This is a genomic window from Allohahella marinimesophila, assembly GCF_039538005.1.
GTDB lineage: Bacteria > Pseudomonadota > Gammaproteobacteria > Pseudomonadales > Oleiphilaceae > Allohahella > Allohahella marinimesophila.
Window position 1 is genome coordinate 449,310 of record NZ_BAABBO010000007.1, and the last position, 18,646, is coordinate 467,955.

The window sequence follows — 18,646 nt, forward strand, 5'->3', positions numbered from 1 at the left end:
CCCTAACGCCCGTACCGCATGGCGCCAGCCTGGCGACCAGCACGCGTGCCATAGACCAGCAGCAACACCACGAAGGAAAACAGCATCATGCCGCCAGCCAGCCAGTGTGCCCGTGCATAGTCCATGGCTTCGACGTGATCATAGATCTGTACTGACATTACCCTGGTCTCACCAGGAATATTGCCACCGATCATCAGCACCACACCAAACTCGCCTATGGTATGGGCGAAGCCGAGTACGGCCGCCGTGACAAAGCCTGGGGCGGCCAATGGCAGCACGACAGTCATGAATCGGTCGACCGGGCCTGCCCGCAGTGTCGCAGCGGCTTCGAGCGGTCGGTCGCCAATCGCTTCAATGGCGTTCTGGATTGGCTGCACCACGAAGGGCATTGAATAGAGCAGGGAGGCGATGACCAGTCCTTCGAAGGTGAAGGCCAGGGTGCCCAGGCCAAGGGCGCCCGTGACCTGTCCCAGGGGGCCGCTGGGCGCCATGGCCAGCAGTAGATAGAACCCGAGTACCGTCGGGGGTAGTACCAGCGGCAGGGCGACTATGGCCGCGACTGGACCGCGCAGCCACGATCGACTTCTGGCCAGCCACCAGGCGATGGGTGTGCCGAGCAACAGCAAGAGTACGGTGACGACGGTCGCCAGCTTGAGTGTGAGCCAGAGGGTCTGAAGATCATCGCTGGTCAGGGGCATGCTCAGTGTGTGGCCTTGTGAAGGGCTGTCTGCTGTACGTAGCCATAAGACCTGATAATCTTTAGAGCGGCCGGTGTCCTGATGAAATCGAGCAGGGCTCTGGCAGCAGGATTATCAGCGCCGTTCCTGAGCAGGAGGGCGTCCTGTCGAATCGGCGTGTACAGATGTTGAGGCACCAGCCAGGCGGAGCCGCCACTCAGTTGGCCGTTTCGCATCACCTGAGCGGCAGCGACGAAGCCGAGCTCAGCATTGGCTGTACTGACGAAGTGATAGGTCTGCGCGATGTTTTCGCCCATGATCAGCCTGGGCTTTAGCGCATCGAAGCGGCCAAGCGCCTGCAACACTTCGACGGCGGCCGCGCCGTAGGGGGCGAGGCGAGGGTTGGCGATGGCCAGTTTCTCGAAGCCCCTGCTCTTCAGGATGTCGCCGGCATCATCGACGACGCTGTCAGTCGGAGACCACAACACCAGCTGCCCGACAGCATAGGTGAAGCGGGTGCCGGGCACGCCGAGGCCTCCCTGTTCGAGCTGTTTCGGCACACGCTGATCAGCCGACAACAGTACTTCGAATGGCGCCCCATGACTGATTTGAGCATACAGCTTGCCGGACGAACCGAGCGAGAGCTGCACCTCATGGCCGCTGTCAGCTTCGAAAGCCTCGATGATGTGCGCCATAGGTCCGGCAAAATTGGAAGCCACCGCGAGGGAAACGGTTTCGGCTGCTATAGTTTGGGGCAGTATGAGCAGTCCGACGACGGCCGCGCTTGCGCAGAGGGTTTTCAGCAGTTTCAATACGGGCACCTGACCTGTGGTAGCGCCTCATACTCCGTCATAAGACGAAAGCTGGCAAGCCCGTGAAGGCCGCTGGCTTGCCGGAAATAACTCATTTCATTCAGCCTGAAAAGGAGTTCTGATGTTCATCTTGCGTAGTCTCGTGCTGTTCGGTTTGCTGCTGCTGAGCTGGCCAGCGCTGGCCATGGCGGAAGGCGCCCCGCCGAGCCTGTATGCCACCACCGAGTTCAAGGCCATTCTCTGCCTGGTGATCTTCGTGATTGCCTATCTCTTCGTCATGGCTGAAGAGTTCATGCACATGCGCAAGTCCAAGCCGGTCATTCTGGCCGCTGGCCTCATCTGGGTGCTCGTAGCCAGTGTTGCCCAGGACTATGGCGTCAGCAGTGATCAGATGCGGCTCATGGTATTCCATAACCTGTCGGAGTATGCCGCGCTGTTTCTCTTCCTGCTGGTGGCCATGACCTATATCAACGCCATGGAAGAACGCGACGTCTTTGATTTTCTTCGTGCCTACCTCACCAGGAAGGGTTTGTCTTATCGGCAGCTATTCTGGGTCACTGGTGGGCTCGCCTTTTGCATTTCACCCTTTGCCGACAACCTCACCACGGCGCTTCTCATGGGGGCCGTCATCATGGCCGTGGGTAACAAGCAGCCGCGTTTCGTGGCGATTGCCATGGTCAACGTGGTCATCGCGGCGAATGCGGGCGGCGCATTCAGCCCCTTTGGTGACATCACCACCTTGATGGTGTGGCAGGCGGACAAACTCGAGTTCGTGGAATTCTTCGCACTGTTTCTACCCTCGGCGGTCAACTTCCTGGTGCCCGCGATCATCATGAATTTCTTCCTCCCGCATGGCACCCCAGAGGGACATGCCGCTGAAGTACCCATGAAACGGGGTGGCAAGCGAATCTGCGTCCTCTTTCTAGGCACTATTGCCTTGGCTGTAAGCTTCGAGCAGTTTTTTCACCTGCCACCATTTATGGGCATGATGACCGGTCTTTCGATACTCATGATTTTCGCTTACTACCTGAGAACGACCGGACCCAAGCGTCGTGATGACGTGCACTTCGATATTTTCGGCCCGATTGCACGCTCAGAATGGGACACGCTGCTTTTTTTCTTTGGTGTCATTTTCTGCGTCGGCGGCCTGGCTTATCTGGGGTACCTGGAGCTGATGTCACAGGCGATGTACGAGAACTGGGGCCCAACGACCGCCAATATCGTCGCTGGTACCATTTCGGCAGTCATCGACAATATTCCGGTGATGTTCGCGATTATCAGTATGAACCCGACAATGGGCGATTCGCAGTGGCTCCTGATCACGCTGACAGCGGGGGTCGGCGGAAGCTTATTATCAATCGGCTCGGCCGCCGGCGTGGCCTTGATGGGACAGTCGAAAGGCAAGTATACCTTCCTCAGTCACCTTCGCTGGACCTGGGCCATTGCACTCGGCTATGTCGCGTCAATCGCCACCCACTTGTGGGTCAACGGGGTATAGCGGCTACTCGCGGTCGAGCGCCAGCTTGCCGCCAGCGACCACTTGCCTGAGCGACAGTGGATTTCCATCCAGTGCCGACATCATGAGGAAGTCCGCATCGTAGCCCACCTCGATGCGGGCGGTGCGATTGCCGAGACCTACTGCTGCCGCTGGATACTCGCTCACCAGTTTCCAGGCTTTATCCAGCGGCAGAAGCCCCATGCGAGCTATCAGGAACGGTGCATGGAAAAGGCTGGCATAGTGATAGTCGCTGCACAGGGCATCGATCTGGCCATGGCGCAGTGCTTCCTCGACATCCAGACCGCCGACATGTGAGCCTCCTCTCACCAGGTTCGGGGCACCCAACAATACCTTGATGCCTTCGCTGCGCAGGCGACTGGCCAGCGTGAGCGACATCGGAAATTCAGCAATACTGACGCCACGCGCCAGGGCTTGTTCGAGGTCCCGGTCATCACGGTCATCATGGCTAGCCAGACGAATGCCGTGCTCGACCGCACAGGCGCTCAGCTCGCTGACTTGTGCCAGGCCTGTCTCACGCTCTGCCTGAAGCGCTGCTATGAAGTCACGGCTTTCGCTGTCGCTCATGCTGACCCTGCGCGCCAGTCCCTGCAGATAGCGCTGAATCTTGGCCTCGTTGTCTGCCGGTGGCAGGTGGTCGTTCAGTGAGAGCAGATCGATACGACCCTCGATGAGCCAGCCCATCAATTCTTCATGCAGGGCTGTGTTGACCAGTTCGTGGCGAATATGAATATAGCCGTGGCAGCGCATGCGCGGTCGCAATGATTCGACGGCTTCGATGAGCGTCCGAACCGTGTCACGTGAACGTGGTCCAGGCTCGAAGCCATCAGTAATGCTGTAGAAAAAGCTCGTGATACCAGCGCCGATAAGGCCGTGATCATTGGCGCCCAGCGCCAGTTCAAGCGGAAACTGTGTGCCCGCCCGAGGGGTGATGTGTCGCTCGAAGGCGTCGCCGTGGATATCGACGATACCCGGCATCAGGTATTCCAGCCCCTCAGGCGAATCGGACAGTTGCATCGGCCCAGGCTCAAGATCAAGTTTGGTGATCCGCCCGTCGGCGTAGTCCAGCTGTCGGCACAGGCGCCAGCCGTCTGGTGCCAACACCAGGCAATGCCTGAGCGTGCCTGCGCATTCGCTGGAAGAGTGTTCGTGGCTCGTGGTCATCGAGGTATCAGACATTCTGTTTCCTTAACATTCGTAAGCCGTTGCGCGCCGCGTTGCTGAGTTTTTCGACAGCGATGACGAGCACGAAGATCATGAGAATAATGGTGGCCGCCTGGTCATAGCGGAACATCTCCATCGACACGGCGAGTTCAGCACCGATGCCACCCGCCCCGACGAGACCGAGCACCACGGATGACCGCACCGCTTTTTCCAGCGCAAACAGCCCCGAGGCCGTCATGCCAGGTAGGGCGTCTGGTAGCGTGGCCACCACGATTCTGTCGATGGGATGGACACCAATAGCGGCGAGGGCATCACTTGGCCCAGGATCTGTTTCTTCGATGGCCTCAGCGAAAAAACGTCCGCAGAAGCCTATGGTGTCGATCATTAACGTCAGTGTTCCGGCAAAAGGTCCAAGGCCGACCGAAGCGACGAAGAACAGCGCCCAGGCGAGATCCGGCACAGTACGGAAAAAACTGATCATCCCTTTTACCGAACTGGCAATGAGGGGGTGAGGGGAGGTGTTATGGGCAGCCAGCAGTGCTAGCGGGAAGCTGATGAGGACGCCTATCACCGTACCGACAAAAGCCATCTGGAAGGTCACCAGAATGGAGTCGAGCATTGGGAGCATGCGGTCGGTGGCCGGCGGCACCATTTCGCCCGCGATCACCGCCATATTTGGCAGGCCTTCCCAGAGTTCAGTAAACGAGAAGCCAGCCCGAATCAGCGACCAGGAGAAGAAGCCCAATGCCAGCAGAAAAGCCACAGCCGAGATGATGCCCGAGCTTCCGTAGCGGTTATCAACAGCCAGCGGATCAGCTCGCGACACGATATTTCTCCAGCGTGAAGAAATCCTGAAGCTCGTTCAGACACAGCGAGGACGAAGCCCGGTCGAGCTGCAGGGTGCCACCACTGAGGCCGAGCACACGGTCGGCGTAGTCAGTCGCATGACGCAGCTCATGAGAGACGAACAACAGCGTGATGCCGGACTTGGTGCTCAAGTCCCTGAGCAGGCCCATGAGGGCCTCGGAAGCCTGCGGATCAAGGCTCGCGGTCGGTTCATCAGCAATCAGCAGCGCAGGGGACTGCATCAGCGCCCGGGCGATGGCCACGCGCTGGGACTGGCCACCAGACAGCCGGCCGACAGGTCGCTGGGCTACTTCACTGAGCCCGACCAGTTCGAGGCAGTGCATGGCCTGTTCGCAGGTCTGTCGGCCTGCGAGGTGCCTGGTCCAGCCGCGCGGGCCCGGACGGCCTGCCAGGCTGCCATGCAGCACATTCGATAAGGCCGACAGGCCGGAGATGAGCTGGTGTTTCTGGAACACGAAACCAATCCGGCTGCGAAAGCGGCGCAGGTCCCGGGCGGTCATCGTGGTCAGGCATTGGTCGTTGAAGAAAACACTGCCGGAATCAGGGTCCAGCAGCCGTACGCAGCATTTCAGCAATGTGCTCTTGCCAGCGCCATTTGGACCGATGATCGCGACGGACTCACCAGTGCCGATGCTGAATGAGACATCGCTGAAGATATTGGGAGTATTAGTATCGTAGCGCTTGCACAGCGCCTCGACCTTGACAGCCGCGCTGGTGCGCGACTGTCTCGAACTGCTGCAGAACGCGTCTGCAGGCAGCGTCCGGGTAAGCGGTAACATTATTCGCCTATGAACTCTGAATACTCAGGGTAACCAGCGGTCTTGTACATGGCGCGAACATAGTTGTAATCGCTGTCTTTTACGGCGGTGAGAAACTGCATGCCCTTGTATTTCTGATTGTCTTCACCGGCCAGCATGGCCTTCACGAGTTCCTCCGAATGGTCGATAAAGACCGAGCGGATCTTGTCGATCACGGACTGCTCGACGTGCGAGCCGGCCATCAGGACATCATTGGGTAGATCAGGACCTCTGGCAATGACACGAAAAGCACCGGGCTGCAGCCCACCTTTTTCAAGCTCATCGTCTCTGAAGGAGAGGAAGTTGATGTGGTTCATGCCGACCGCCGCGACATCGCCTTTCTTGAGCGCTTCCCAGGCCACGTTCATGTTGGTGTGGATGATCTCGACATCCTTGGCAGGATCAAGACCGTTGTCGGCAATGGCCTGAACTGGCCCAAGGTGCTTGGAAGTCGATCCGACGCTACCAAAGGCCACTTTCCTGTCCTTGAGATCCATGACAGAGCGCGTATCGCCATCAGTCCTGGTGATGATGACTGCGAAATAGTCTGGTCTGGAAAAGCCTACCACCAGTTTCGCATCGGTCCGCTTCTGCATGACGACATATTCGGCCGGGCCGGTCAGCACGAAGTCGACTTTCTTGAAGCGCAGGGCTTCGACAGCCGCAGTACGATTGGTGACCGGGAGGAATTCGATGTCATAGCCTGACCGGTCGCCAAGCACCTCGACGAATTTACCAAATTCGCGTTGAAGTTCTTCCAGGCCAACGAGATCGGTCACGGCGATCTGTATGGTCTTGGCCATCGTGAAGGTACTCATGAAACAGAGCGCGACGAACGCGCAGATTGTTCCAAACTGCTTGTGGAGTGTCATGATGAGAGCTGCCTGTTCTTGGTGTGTGTGAGAAGAGCCGGCTCACTGTAAGGCAGCTATGTGACGGTGGGGTTGCACCCATGTGACAGGGGGATGAACAGGAGATGACAGCCCGCTCCGGGCCGTCCTTTATTGACTGTTGCTGGCGACCGGCGCTGGGAGATAACGATCGAAGGCTGTCGTGACGACCGAGACCGGAATCGCCAGGCCGAAACCTTCGGCCACTGCAGTTTGAGCAAACTTGAGTGTATTGACGCCAATGACTTCACCAGCCTGATTGAGCAGAGGACCCCCACTATTGCCCGGTAGAATTCTCGCATCGGTCACCAGATAGTCTTTTTGCCTTCGGGTGATGATGCCGGAGGTGACCGAGTCGCGCATGCCCAAGGGGCTGCCGACTGCGAACACCGGGTTGCCTTGCTGAGCGGCTGCGTCGTTTCCAGTGGGCAGCGATGGCGTGCGATAGCCGTCCACTTTCAACAAGGCCAGGTCGTGCTCGCTGCTGACAAGGATGAGATTGGCCTGAAGCTGCGTATCGTCCTTGAGATAGATCTTGAAGCGCTTCGCTGCCCCAGCCAGGCTGCTGTTGAAGTTGTAATCCGCCATCTCACGACGGTGCTGCTCGGCCACTTCATCGTAACTGGACTGGTAGCTGTCAAGTTGACGACGCCTGGCGTCGTACTGCCGTTGGTGGGCTAGATAGTCATCGAGTGCGAGTTGCTTCGATGAGCTTTCGCTACGTCTGTCGATGTCAGACTTGTAATCGCGGATTTTCTTCTCGTAGATGCGCAGTTCGGCACGTTCAGCTTCGAGTTCGCGCCTGCGTTCGGCCAGGATCTTTTCATTTTCTACCTGCGCCGCCCTGATCTTTTCGCTATTGCCGTCAGCTTCGGGTCGAACTACGTGACGATTGGTAATGATATAGCCGGTGTCGGACACGAAAAAGCCACTGCCCTGGCCAAGCACACTTTCCACACCCACTACTGCCAGCGTGACTTTTTCGATCGTGGTGGAAGGCTTGTAACGCGCAGTCAATTTTGCCTGCAGGTCATGGTCCTCATCGACCGACGCCGGCTCTGCTGATTCTGCCCTGGGGTCCTGACTGCCGCCTACCGTTGTGACGGGCGCCTTGGTGTCCGGCGCCTTGTCACTGAACTGCCAGCGTCCGGAAGCATCTTTCCACTTATAGATTTCGGCCTGCACGAGGCTAATTGATAATGCGCAGCTGATACAGCCGATCACACCCAGCTTGCAGTACTCTTTCAATCGTCTCATGACCGTACTCGTCCCATTCGATTAGCCGCAATGATTCGAGTATAGACAAGTCTGCCGAGCCTGCCGGGCGTGGCTCGCGCTCAGTTTACGAGTGGGAGCAGACCATCGAACATCGAGCTCGAGGGATAGTCTTCGAACAGTTCGGTAATGGCTTCATCGACCTGCGCCTGCGAGAGCTCTTCGATATCCACCCCGGTAATGTCACTGACAGAAGAGGCTTTCCAGATGATATCGCCGCTGGCGCGATCCAAGATATTGACAAGTATCGACCCTTCATTGATCGGTTCCATGAGTGGGCGGGTGATTACCCCGTCTCCAGTTGGAATCTGCTCGAGCCTCGGCCCCTGTGTACGCTCTACGGCGGTGGTATAGCGAACGAGCAGGTCCGCCGACTCTTGAGCAGCCGGTGTCAGCCCCTTGGCCATCAACTCCTGCTGGATTGCGCTGTCGATCAGGGAGGTAAGACCGAGAATCTGGTGCTGCTGACGAACGAATTCGACATGGAAGCTCTCATAGCTCGCGAAGTCCACGCGTTCGTCGTAGCTCATCTGCACGTTGCGGCGGGATGCGCTCTGGCAGGCCGCCAGTGTGAAGGTCAACAGGGCGATAGTGACGATAAAGACTGATCTGTGCAGGGGCATCGGCATTCGCTCCAGATAATTCGTCAGGGGACGAAGGTGAGGTTGGGCGACATTTTGAGAACAGCTTCCGTCCGGTTGGACACCCCGAGTTTACTGTAGATATTCTTCAGGTGCCATTTGGTCGTGGTGAGACTCGTGCCTGTTTGGCGACTGATGTCCGCGTTGGCGAGGCCGCGTAGCAGACAATTGAATATTTCGAGCTCCCGATTCGTCAGTAGCGACCTGGGGTCGGTGGGCGTAGGTGCTGACGCTTGCGCCTGTTCAATGATGCTCTGGAAGCGCTCGAGATAAGCTTCAGGCGGTCTGAGTAAACCGCTCTGGCAGGCGTCCCGGAACAATTCGGATAGCCCCGGTGCTTCATCGAAGATACCGCGGGAAACGCTGTATAGGTCAAAGCGGCTCAGCAGGGCCTTCAGTGCTTTCATCCTGTCAGCACCTGACTGGTCTCTGGCCTTCAGCACCAGCAGATTCGCCTCGCTCACAAGCGCTCTGTTGCGGATGCCCGCGCGGTTGAGCTCACTGATCAACGAATCGAGAAGAGCCCCAGCCTCGGCGAATTGTCCTTGATGAGTAAGCCAGTAAACGGCGGCGAGCCCATAGCGCTCACGGCATTCGCTATAGTCAGGTACCTTGTCCGCGGCCTGCCGAACCACCTCCGCAAGATTAAACTGTTCGGCCAGGGCGGCAATGCGGGGCTCATCACAGAGGTCGACAGCCTGACGCATCGACTCATGCGCGACCTGACTGACGAAGCGTTCGTAATTGCCAAGCTTGAGAATATTCGAGAGCTTGTCGAGCAGGCGCCTGGCGCTGACAAACTCGCCAAAATGATGCTGCAGTCTCGAGAGCGTGAGATAGACCGTTGCAATGACTTCAGTAGCCGAAGCGGCGTTCACCAGCGGCAGCAGCTCTTCACACAGTAGTCGCGCTTCATCCAGGCGGTTCTGCTCATATAGGATGACCAGCTTGCCGGTCGCCCATAAGGTCCAGCTCGGGGTTAGCCGGGGCGTATCTTCAAAGGGTGCCTCGACGCATTGCATGGCTTCGAGCAGGCAGTTGTTCTGCCGGTGTGAGAGGGCAATGATGAGCCCGGCGTAGCTGGCCAGAAAGTGGTGGCCAAGTTTCTGCAATACCGTACGCGCCTGCGTGGCCAGCTGCAGCGCGAGGTCGAGCCGCGCGTGCTGCAGGTGGTAGTAGGCAATCATGGCCAGCGAGAATGCGCGAATATCACGGTGGCCGCTGCTCTGCAGCAAAAGCTCGAGATCGGCATCCTGGAAGAAGTCAGTATCATGCTGGAACAGCTGCAGATGCAGCTCGAGGAAGGTGCAGGTGTAGGCATCGGCATAACGTCCGGAAGTGGGTGGCTCCAGATTCAGCTTCAACTCATCGAGGTAGTATCGCGCGTGGTGGAAACGACGCGAGAGCGTCAGCCCGCAGATGAGTGGTGCCGCCAGGTCGTAATTGCCGTGAATGAGTTCCTCCGGCAGCTGATCAGACCATTTGAGTATTCTGCCGAAATGACCGTAGCGGATCCACTCGTCAAAGCAGCGTTCGAGGGTGCTGGTGAACAAGGCCTGGTCCCCACTGCGCTCCGCATGTCGTAAGGCCTGGTCCTCATCCTCGTGGGCGAGAAAATACCGCGCGGCTCGGCGGTGCAGGTCTTCGATGAGATCTGGCTGCTCGATCTTCAAGCGGTTCTGGAGAAAGTCGTGCAGCAGCGCATGATAGCGAAACCACCCCGGCCGACCTTCCACAGGCAGCATGAACAGCTCCCGGGCGGCGACGTCCTCGAGCAGGAGCGCTGAGCCGCTTCGCTGCAGGACTTCATCGCAAATGGCGCCATCGAAGTATTCAAAGATCGAGCTCTGCAGAAACAACTGCCGGAGACTGTCCGGCAGGCCCTTGAGCACAACATGCCCGAAGTATTCGACCACTTCAGCCTGGTTGCCTGAAAACCCCTGGAGCGCCTGCTGTCCGGACTCCAGAGCAGCCAGGAGCGCGATCTTCACGCCCGTGAGCCAGCCCTCCGTCATGGCCAGCACGTGATCGGCATTCTCGGCAGAGAGCGCTTGACCACCGAGACCAATATTCAGGTGATGAACCTCTTCGATGGTCACCTTGAGATCGTGACTGTCAATAACGAGCAATTTATCGGCTAGTTTGATGCGCGTCAGCGGGAAGGTGGGGTAGTTTCGCGTCGCCAGCACCACATGTAACCTGGCTGGAGGGTGTTCGAGCATGGTGGTGAACACCTCGATGATACTGGGCGCTGCAATGTGCTGAAAATCGTCCAGCACCAGATGCAGTCCGCCATCAATACGATCAAAGGCGTCTGCCATCGACTCGGCGATGCTGCTGCCTGAGGGCCTGAACTCCTTCAGGAAGGGGTCATACCAGGTGATGTCGAAACCGGGCATGACCCCCCGCAGGGCTTCGGCCAGTCGGCGAAAGAATCTCGGAGGATCGTTATCCCGTTCGTCCAGCGCCAGCCTGACGATGCGCCGAGTGGGATACAGTGCCTCCCAGTGATGCAGCAAGGTCGACTTGCCAGAACCGGCTGGTGCTATCAGTAAAGTCAATGGAAACTGTTCGCTATGGTCGAGCAGTGTAATCAGTGGCTGGCGCAGGATGCGCGCCACCCCATACCCCCGTTCAATGCTACTCACTGAATGCTGTGTCCTTTCATGAAGATACCTCTCGTGGCCAGGCTCTGACGTTAGCCCGTTCGACTGAATGCAGCTTACTCAGGAGGCGCCACAGGCGATTGTGACAGAGTTATCAGTTCCACAGCTTACCCTACCCAAGTAGGGGATTGCTTTTCCTGTTTCACTGCTAGAGTCGCCAGCGCTGTACCTCACAGGACACACATAGCAATGGAGAACAAGAAATGGCGATAACACCCTGGGTCACCTGGCCGGCCCTCACCAGTTTTGGCAGTATTGGCGTCATGGGCGCGCTGCTTGTCCTCAGCTCGGAGAGGACTGATCTGCTCGAGAACAACATGTTCGACATGGAGCAGTGGGCGAAGCACAACGCAAACCTGGTCTGCGACGACAGGAGCCTGATGGCTCGAACCGTCGACGGTACCTGTAACATTCTGGAAAATCCGGCAGAGGGCTCGGTGTACCGGCGGTTCGGTCGCAACGTGGATCCGGCTTCGGTCTGGGCTGAAAACAACGCCGATACCTTGCTGACGCCCAACCCGCGAGAAGTCAGTAATGTGCTGATGGCGAGGGGCGATGAATTCAAACCGGCCACATCGCTCAACTTCATTGCTGCGGCCTGGATCCAGTTCATGGTGCATGACTGGTTCGACCACGGTCCGCAAAGTGATGCAGATCCAATGCGCATTCCATTACCAGCGGGCGACAGTCTCGGGACGGGTGAGATGGTGGTCAAGCGCACGATGCCAGACCCGACCCGCACCGGGGACGACGCTGATCTGCCACCTACCTTCCAGAACGTCAATACCCACTGGTGGGATGGATCACAACTTTACGGCAGCGACCAGGCGACCAATGACAGTGTTCGCGCTTTCGAAGGCGGCCGTCTCAAAGTGACCGATGAACAAACCCTGCCGACCGAATTCATGAGTGGCAAGCCGGTGACCGGTTTCAACGAGAACTGGTGGGTGGGTCTATCGATGCTGCATCGCCTGTTCACCCTTGAGCATAACGCGATCGCCGACCGTCTCGCGGAAGCCTACCCGGATGCCAGCGATGAGTGGCTGTACGATCGCGCCCGCTTGGTCAACGCAGCGCTGATGGCCAAGATTCATACCGTCGAATGGACGCCGGCAATCCTCGCCAACCCTGTACTGGAAAGGGCGATGTATGCCAATTGGTGGGGGCTTGGTGGCGACCGCGACAAGCGTGACAAGTATCAGAACGATCTCGACAACCTGAACCAGAACTTCAACCAGCTGGGCAACCTGTTCAGACTGATTGGCCTCAATTCTAATCTGGGGCAGGGCGATGCCGGCTTCCTCGACCATGCCCTTGGCGGTCTCGTGGGCTCGCGGACACCGAGCGACTATGACGTGCCGTATACCCTGACCGAAGAGTTTGTGGCCGTGTACCGCATGCACCCATTGCTGCGTGATAGCATCGATGTCTACGATATCGGCTCCAATATTGTCGACCAGAAGATCCCCCTGCCTGAGACCCGCGATGGCGATGCTGAAGACCTGCTCGACGACGTAGGCGCCGACCGTATGTGGTACTCCTTTGGTATCACCAACCCGGGTTCGCTGACACTGAAGAATTATCCTGATTTCATGCGGAATCTCGACGTGCCTGTGCGCGGCAGGCTGGACATGGCTACCATCGATATACTTCGTGATCGTGAGCGCGGTGTTCCCCGATATAACGAGTTCCGTCGCCAGATCGGCCTCAAGCCCATCACAAAATTTGAGGATCTGACTGATGATCCGGAAACGCTGGCCGAACTCAAGCAGCTCTACAACAACGATATCGAGCAGATCGATACCCTGGTTGGTCAACTGGCCGAAGAAACCCGGCCGGATGGCTTTGGCTTTGGTGAAACCGCGTTCCAGATCTTCATCCTCAACGCCTCGCGTCGTCTAATGACGGACCGCTTCTTTACCAGCGACTATCGAGCCGAAGTGTATACCCAGGAAGGTATCGACTGGGTCGAGGAAAACACCATGGTCGACATCATCAAGCGTCACTACCCGAACCTGTCTGGCAGCCTTGTCGGCATGGACAACGCGTTCAAGCCCTGGGGCCTCAACATGCCTGCCGAGTATGAGTCGTGGGATGCCGATGCCAAGGCGCAGCATCTCTGGACCAATGGCGTCATGCGCACCGCCTACGATGCAAACGAGTTACCTGAGATTCCGCCAGTCAATATCGGTGGACTGATCGATTCCATCCTCTGGACCAAGGTCAATCGCGTAGGCGACGTCGCGCCAGCGGGCTATGAGAAGCCACTTCACCCACGCGCTGCTGTGGCACGAGTGAAGTTCGTACCTGAAGCTGGCAGTCAGTATACCGGGCTGTTCGAAGGTGCCGATGAAGGCCTGCTGAGACTGTCGCTGACTGGTGATCCTGCGGATCGCGGCTATGCGCCGGGCCTGGCTCTGAAGCTGTTCGCTGATGGCAAACCTTCAGAAAACATTTCTGCGCTGTACACGCTGTCCGGGCAGGGCGACAACTACGACTTCTTTGCAAACGAGATGTCGAATTATGTGTCACCTGAAGCCAATGAGTCACTTGGCTCCACGATCCTGTTTTCCCTCGTGAGCACCAAGCCGACGCTGCTGATGGCCAACGCAATGGCTGAAACCCGTCAGGATGGTAGTCCCGTTGCTGCACCCAAGTCACCAACGCAACTCTACTTCGTGCCCGGTCAGGAGCTCAACGGGATGTTCTCATCAGAGCCACACGATTTCCGTGAGGATCTGATGGCACTGCCTGAGGGTGTAAAGGTCTACGACGTCTATGCCACCACCAAGTCGATCAGAAGCTCGATCTTCCCGTCACTGAACCGTCGCTATGCCAGGGAGCGTCGTGAGAGTGCGACCAAGATTGGGGAGCTGGTCATGAACTCCGCATTCGTAGCATCGGCCTTCGGTGATTCTGGCATCTTCTTCAAGCACCAGCGTTACGAAGACCGATAGGAGGGGACTTCCCGACGACCTGGGGCGACACCGGACGCCCTCGGCCTTTCTTTCCGATGCAGTCCAGGGGCTGCATCGGCTTTTTTTTGCCCAGAATACACTCGACCGAATATTGGTTCTCACGTTCTGGAAGATTGAAGATTGGACAGGAAATGATCAACCTATTGGCGAAAATGCCGGTTCACAGCTACGGTTGTAAGATGTTTTCCAGATATCTTTAACCATGTTTGCTTGTTCGGTCGTTGCTGTCCAGCGGCGCCTCATGGCTTGTCTGTGGCTCCTTCTTTTGCTGGCGCCCCAAATACTGGCTAGCGATGCCCTCATACCGGACCTGGTAGATGGAAGCGCGGAGCATACTCCGACGCTCTATTATATCGAGGATGAAGGTGGACGGCTGTCGTTCGACAGCCTCACCAGCGGAGAGGGGGCCTGGCAGGAGACGGGAATAGGCACTGCGAACTTTGGCTATTCCAGCGCCGTATTCTGGTTTCGGGTCGACTTTGTCAACACCACCAATAAGCCGCTGGACAAGCTGCTTGATGTCCATGCACCCTTTATAGACCATATCGAGTATCAACTTCTTCGGAATGGCGAGCCGGTGCAGTCTGGCGTCACAGGTGATCTATATCCGTTCTCCCAACGAATAGTTGCGCATCCGAATTTTCTGTTTCCAGTGACGCTCGAGCCTGCCGAAATCTATACCTATATGTTTCGGGTAAAGGAATCGGGTCCTATGGAGTTCCCGATCACGCTCTGGAACGAGCGGGCCTTCCACCTGCATGATGTCATCGCCGCACAGCTGAACTCGATTTACTACGGCATTCTCATTTTCCTGATCCTGTTCAACTCGATGATCTATTACGCCCTGCGGGAAAAGACCTACCTGTATTATGTGCTCTTCGTGGCCACCTTGTTGCTGTTGCAGTCCACCTTGCATGGTCGGACCTTTGAGTACTTCTGGCCGGATTCGCCGGCAATGCAGTACTGGCTCATACAGATCAACATTCCGGCATCAGTTTTGTTCGGCTGCCTCTTCGCGCAGAATTTCCTGCGTGTCGACAAGCACAGTCCGCTGTTGAATCTCGGATACCGCCTCGCCATCGCTGCCAGCATCCTATGCCTGGCCATGTTGCCCTTTTTGAGGCCTGAGACATCGCTGATGACCTCAGCCTACCTCACTATTCCAGTATCTGTGATGCTGCTGTTGACCGGCCCTGTGCTGTGGTGGCGCGGTGTGCGGGAGGCCAGATTCTTCACCTTTGCCTGGGTGGGCCTGTCGATCGGCATTCTCTCGACCATGCTTTACAAGATTGGCTTTCTGAGCGAGTCGTTTCTGACGACCTACGGCGTACAGATTGGTTCGGCGCTGGAAGCCATGCTGCTGTCGATCGCCATTGTCGATCGCATCTATCGCGAACGGAACGATAGGGTGGCTGCTCACCGAAGAAGTATCAGGGATGCTGAAGAGCGTCTCAGCGCTGAACATCAGCTGGTACTGCAGGCCACCCATAACGTGGTTACGGGCCTGCCAAATCGCGTATTGTTCGAAAAGAGGATTCGCGAGCTGATTACGGCAGACGCCTCGCAGCCCTTCATGGTTTGTCTGATACATCTCAGCCGCTTCCACGAGATAGACAAGACCCTTGGTCACGATAATGCTGACCGGCTGTTGTGCCAGATAGCGACAAGACTCAGCACTTTCTGTGTTTCGCTTCAGGACAGCATTACCCTCGAGTCTCGCCAGGGGTCGCAGGTTTGCCTTGCCAGTACCGAAGGCGTCACCATGGGGCTGCTGCTAAAAAACATTGCGGTAACCGAGGATGGGGCGCTGGATGCCAGGCTGCTGCAGCTGGATGCCGAAGTCCGTCAGAGCGTGCAATTCGATCACCTGACGCTGGATCCCGGCGCCAAGATCGGTATCGTGCGCTTCCCTGCAGATGCCAAGGAACTAGAGGATGTGATGCGCAAGGCCCATATCGCGCTCGATATGGCAGGGCAGGCGCAGGACAATCTCGCCTTCTACGACGAAAGCTTCGATGTATATAACGAACGTCGTCTGACACTCATGGCTGAGCTCGACAAGGCGATCAGTCACGACGGCCTCGACCTGCACTTCCAACCGCAGCTGGACTTGAAACGGAACCGGATTATCGGGGTCGAGACGCTGGTGCGCTGGAAGCATCCTGAATATGGCTTCATACCGCCGGACGAATTTGTAACGCTGGCAGAGCGCACCGGCATCATCACACCACTGACGCGATGGGTCATTCGCAACACGCTAAAAGCGCACTCGGAGCTGACTGCGGGCGGCTTTCCCCTGCAGTTCTCGATCAATATTTCTGCGGTGAACCTGAAGGAGCCCGACTTCGCCCAGCAGGTGGCATTCATGCTCGAAGAGTTTGGCGTCCGACCGCAGGACATCATGCTGGAATTGACTGAAACGGCGATGATGGACAATCCGATACGGGCCAGTGAGGAGCTTTTCCGTTTGAAGAAGATCGGCGTGCTGTTGTCCATCGATGACTTCGGGACCGGGTATTCTTCACTGTCCTACATCAAGAAGCTGCCTATCGATGAGATCAAGATCGACAAATCGCTCGTGTTCGATCTGACCAGCAGCACCGATGATCAGGTCATCGTCAAGACGACCCTCGAGATGGCACAGAACCTCGGCTACAGGGTCGTTGCCGAGGGCGTGGAGAACCAGGAAATGCTGGATATCCTCATCGATCTGGACTGCGACCTCATCCAGGGGTATTTCCTGGCCAGGCCAATGCCATTACCGGCGCTGCTGGACTGGCTGTCCGAGCGAGGGCTGCAGGGCTCGTTGCCTGGCGCGGATCGCACGGCAAGGTCTATATCACCCTGGAATAACGCTTGATGAGCTGGTCGGCCTGCAGGTATTGATCGAAGACCATGCAGATGTTGCGGATGAGGAGACGGCCTTTTGGTGTCACCACCAGCCATTCATCGTCGAGCGTCAACAGGCCTTCACGTTCGTACTCGCGCAGAACGGGCAGCTCGCGCGCAAAATAGTGGTGAAAGTCCACCAGGTAGGCAATCTGCAAGGCCTCGAGTGAGACTTCGAACTGACACATCAGATTCTGAATGAGCGAACGCCGCAGCAGATCGTCGGCGCTGAGCTGAATCCCCCTCAGGACCGGCAATTCGTCGCGATCGAGCCGATCATAATACTCGGCCAGGTCCTTGACGTTCTGACTATAGCAGGGGCCGACCTTGCCAATAGCTGAAATGCCCATGGCCACGAGATCGCAGTCAGCGTGGGTCGAATAGCCCTGAAAGTTGCGCTGCAAACGACCCTGCTGCTGGGCGATGGTCAGTTCGTCATCCGCCTTGGCAAAGTGGTCCATACCGATATAGACGTAGCCAGCCCTGGTCAGCATCGAAATGGCGAGTTTCAGCAAGGCCAGCCGGGTCTCCCTGCTCGGCAGATCGTCTTCCTGAATCCGTCGCTGTGGTTTGAACATTGCGGGCATATGCGCATAGTTGTAGATCGACAGGCGGTCGGGGCTCAGTTCAATGACCTGATTCAGCGTTTTAGTGAAGCCTTCGAGGGTCTGATGGGGCAAGCCGTAGATGAGATCGATATTGACTGATCTGGCGCCATGCTCCCGTGCCGATTCGATGACCAACCGCGTCTGTTCCAGCGACTGGATGCGATTGACGGCCTTTTGTACCTTTGAATTGAAATCCTGAATACCCACACTGATACGGTTGAAACCAATACGCCCCAGTACAGCCATCGTTCCGGCATCGACCTTGCGTGGGTCGATCTCGATACTGATTTCCGCGTCCTCCAACAGGCGGAACTGCGACCTTGTGGCCGCCATCAATCGCTCCATCTGATCGGCAGGCAGGAAGGTTGGCGTACCGCCGCCCCAGTGCAGCTGGCTGACGGCCGGATGCTCGCCAAACAGTGCCCGTTGCAGCGCCATTTCCCTGATGAGATAGTCGACGTACTTCACCGACAGCGAGCGGTCTTTGGTGACGATCTTGTTGCAGGCGCAGAAATAGCACAGCGTGTTGCAGAATGGCAGATGGAAATAGAGCGATAATGGACGAACGCGACCGGCCAGACTGCTTTGTTCAGCCCAGGCCGCATAGGTCCCGGCATCGAAGGCTTCGACAAAGCGATCGGCTGTGGGATATGAGGTATAACGCGGCCCATTGCGGTCGAGCCGTCCAATGAGGTCGGTGTCGACCTCGATATTCAGGTCGCTCTGCGGTCTGTTCATCATGGGGGCTCACCAGGGTGTATAGTGGCTACTCTAGCGGAGCAGCGCGCCTCCAGATTTGATGTGGATCAAATGCAACTTAATCTATGATAATCTCTTCCCCCCAGACACTTAACAGTCAGATCAAC

At 57.2% G+C, this 18,646-nt stretch carries 13 protein-coding genes; 3 read left to right on the forward strand and 10 right to left on the reverse strand.

Going from position 1 to position 18,646, the window contains the following annotated elements; all coding sequences use genetic code 11:
- Positions 1–2 precede the first annotated feature (2 nt).
- On the reverse strand, positions 3–698 hold the full coding sequence (gene modB, locus ABD735_RS07645) for a molybdate ABC transporter permease subunit (protein ID WP_344804986.1): 696 nt from the start codon (positions 696–698) through the stop codon (positions 3–5).
- A gap of 2 nt (positions 699–700) precedes the next feature.
- Complete coding sequence (gene modA / locus ABD735_RS07650; protein WP_344804988.1) at positions 701–1,489, reverse strand: molybdate ABC transporter substrate-binding protein; 789 nt, start codon at positions 1,487–1,489, stop codon at positions 701–703.
- A gap of 121 nt (positions 1,490–1,610) precedes the next feature.
- Here modA and nhaD point away from each other — a divergent pair, with 121 nt between their 5' ends.
- Positions 1,611–2,987 carry a sodium:proton antiporter NhaD gene (nhaD, locus tag ABD735_RS07655; RefSeq protein WP_425548582.1) on the forward strand — a complete coding sequence of 459 codons (1,377 nt, stop codon included), beginning with the start codon at positions 1,611–1,613 and terminating at the stop codon, positions 2,985–2,987.
- A 3-nt stretch (positions 2,988–2,990) separates the two neighbouring features.
- On the opposite strand, the gene ABD735_RS07660 is transcribed toward nhaD, so the two are convergent.
- The 7 genes from ABD735_RS07660 to ABD735_RS07690 all read right to left on the reverse strand — a co-directional run bounded on the left by ABD735_RS07660 (position 2,991) and on the right by ABD735_RS07690 (position 11,287).
- Complete coding sequence (locus tag ABD735_RS07660) at positions 2,991–4,184, reverse strand: alpha-D-ribose 1-methylphosphonate 5-triphosphate diphosphatase (RefSeq protein ID WP_344804990.1); 1,194 nt, start codon at positions 4,182–4,184, stop codon at positions 2,991–2,993.
- Complete coding sequence (gene phnE / locus ABD735_RS07665; RefSeq protein WP_344804992.1) at positions 4,177–4,995, reverse strand: phosphonate ABC transporter, permease protein PhnE; 819 nt, start codon at positions 4,993–4,995, stop codon at positions 4,177–4,179. Before phnE ends, ABD735_RS07660 begins: the two co-directional genes overlap by 8 nt.
- The gene (locus ABD735_RS07670) at positions 4,982–5,815 is read right to left on the reverse strand and encodes a phosphonate ABC transporter ATP-binding protein (protein WP_344804994.1); all 834 of its coding nucleotides are present in this window, start codon (positions 5,813–5,815) and stop codon (positions 4,982–4,984) included. Before ABD735_RS07670 ends, phnE begins: the two co-directional genes overlap by 14 nt.
- Entirely contained in the window at positions 5,815–6,705 is an 891-nt protein-coding gene (locus ABD735_RS07675; RefSeq protein ID WP_344804996.1) for a phosphate/phosphite/phosphonate ABC transporter substrate-binding protein, read from the reverse strand. The genes ABD735_RS07670 and ABD735_RS07675 overlap by 1 nt, the downstream gene beginning before the upstream one ends.
- A gap of 129 nt (positions 6,706–6,834) precedes the next feature.
- Entirely contained in the window at positions 6,835–7,980 is a 1,146-nt protein-coding gene (locus ABD735_RS07680) for a trypsin-like peptidase domain-containing protein (protein ID WP_344804998.1), read from the reverse strand.
- Between the two features lie 80 nt (positions 7,981–8,060).
- The gene (locus tag ABD735_RS07685) at positions 8,061–8,621 is read right to left on the reverse strand and encodes a DUF4136 domain-containing protein (RefSeq protein ID WP_344805000.1); all 561 of its coding nucleotides are present in this window, start codon (positions 8,619–8,621) and stop codon (positions 8,061–8,063) included.
- Positions 8,622–8,644: 23 nt separating this feature from the next.
- Entirely contained in the window at positions 8,645–11,287 is a 2,643-nt protein-coding gene (locus tag ABD735_RS07690) for a winged helix-turn-helix domain-containing protein (RefSeq protein WP_344805002.1), read from the reverse strand.
- A 221-nt stretch (positions 11,288–11,508) separates the two neighbouring features.
- On the opposite strand from ABD735_RS07690, the gene ABD735_RS07695 reads away from it, so the two are divergent.
- The gene (locus ABD735_RS07695) at positions 11,509–14,262 is read left to right on the forward strand and encodes a peroxidase family protein (protein ID WP_344805004.1); all 2,754 of its coding nucleotides are present in this window, start codon (positions 11,509–11,511) and stop codon (positions 14,260–14,262) included.
- A 262-nt stretch (positions 14,263–14,524) separates the two neighbouring features.
- Positions 14,525–17,143 (forward strand): EAL domain-containing protein, encoded by a 2,619-nt coding sequence (locus ABD735_RS07700; RefSeq protein WP_344805006.1) that lies wholly within the window; start codon positions 14,525–14,527, stop codon positions 17,141–17,143.
- Here ABD735_RS07700 and hemN read toward each other — a convergent pair.
- Positions 17,118–18,521, reverse strand: coding sequence for an oxygen-independent coproporphyrinogen III oxidase (gene hemN, locus ABD735_RS07705; protein WP_344805008.1), 1,404 nt, complete (start codon positions 18,519–18,521; stop codon positions 17,118–17,120). The two genes, ABD735_RS07700 and hemN, sit on opposite strands and share 26 nt — an antisense overlap.
- Positions 18,522–18,646 lie beyond the last annotated feature (125 nt).

Bases quoted from the DNA above. Each gene is read 5' to 3' on its own strand.
- ABD735_RS07670 (WP_344804994.1), bottom strand. From the start codon at position 5,815: ATGTTACCGCTTACCCGGACGCTGCCTGCAGACGCGTTCTGCAGCAGT.
- ABD735_RS07695 (WP_344805004.1), top strand. From the start codon at position 11,509: ATGGCGATAACACCCTGGGTCACCTGGCCGGCCCTCACCAGTTTTGGC.
- ABD735_RS07680 (WP_344804998.1), bottom strand. From the start codon at position 7,980: ATGAGACGATTGAAAGAGTACTGCAAGCTGGGTGTGATCGGCTGTATC.
- ABD735_RS07660 (WP_344804990.1), bottom strand. From the start codon at position 4,184: ATGTCTGATACCTCGATGACCACGAGCCACGAACACTCTTCCAGCGAA.
- hemN (WP_344805008.1), bottom strand. From the start codon at position 18,521: ATGATGAACAGACCGCAGAGCGACCTGAATATCGAGGTCGACACCGAC.
- modB (WP_344804986.1), bottom strand. From the start codon at position 698: ATGCCCCTGACCAGCGATGATCTTCAGACCCTCTGGCTCACACTCAAG.
- nhaD (WP_425548582.1), top strand. From the start codon at position 1,611: ATGTTCATCTTGCGTAGTCTCGTGCTGTTCGGTTTGCTGCTGCTGAGC.
- ABD735_RS07685 (WP_344805000.1), bottom strand. From the start codon at position 8,621: ATGCCCCTGCACAGATCAGTCTTTATCGTCACTATCGCCCTGTTGACC.
- ABD735_RS07675 (WP_344804996.1), bottom strand. From the start codon at position 6,705: ATGACACTCCACAAGCAGTTTGGAACAATCTGCGCGTTCGTCGCGCTC.
- ABD735_RS07700 (WP_344805006.1), top strand. From the start codon at position 14,525: ATGGCTTGTCTGTGGCTCCTTCTTTTGCTGGCGCCCCAAATACTGGCT.